This is a genomic window from Cryobacterium inferilacus, from assembly GCF_019599185.1.
Taxonomy (GTDB): domain Bacteria; phylum Actinomycetota; class Actinomycetes; order Actinomycetales; family Microbacteriaceae; genus Cryobacterium; species Cryobacterium inferilacus.
The window spans coordinates 1-638 of record NZ_JAIEUL010000068.1; the positions used below are offsets into that span (position 1 = coordinate 1).

The 638-nt window shown below is 50.5% G+C and carries 1 rRNA gene; it reads right to left on the minus strand.

Annotation, left to right across the window (positions count from 1 at the left end):
* Positions 1-469: 469 nt before the first annotated feature.
* Positions 470-638, minus strand: a 16S ribosomal RNA gene (locus tag K2F54_RS18940); the annotation flags it as partial.

Genomic DNA, 638 nt, shown 5'->3' on the forward strand with positions numbered 1-638 from the left:
TTGAAATCACATGAGTTTGAATCGATTAAGTGTCGCGAATAAATTCGCGACCGAAATTGACCAATGATCACACACTCAAAGAGTGTGTTGATCTTTGTAATTTGACCCCGAAGGGTTCAAATTTAAGATGCTCGCGTCCACTGTGTAGTTCTCAAAGTACGGGCGGTACCCCTTACGACCAACGGCTCAAAGAGCGCGACTGTCAGTCGAAAAAGGTCCAGAGGAAAAGTCCACGTCCCACCAAAAAGGTGATTCGTGTTCCGGTCCCTCAGGACCCAACAGCGTGCGTCATGCAAACCCGCCTGACCCAACCCTTTCCATTCACTAAAAGTGAAGTACTGAGATCGAACCAATTGGTTCTGCATCAATGTCAATGTTCCACCCATGAGCGCCATCGAAGAACATTCGTCTTCGTATGACTTGGCAGTGTTACTCCGCTGTATACAGACGGCACTGCTGTGCTCCTTAGAAAGGAGGTGATCCAGCCGCACCTTCCGGTACGGCTACCTTGTTACGACTTAGTCCTAATCACCGATCCCACCTTCGACAGCTCCATCCCTGGCGGGTTTGGCCACTGGCTTCGGGTGTTACCGACTTTCATGACTTGACGGGCGGTGTGTACAAGGCCCGGGAACGTA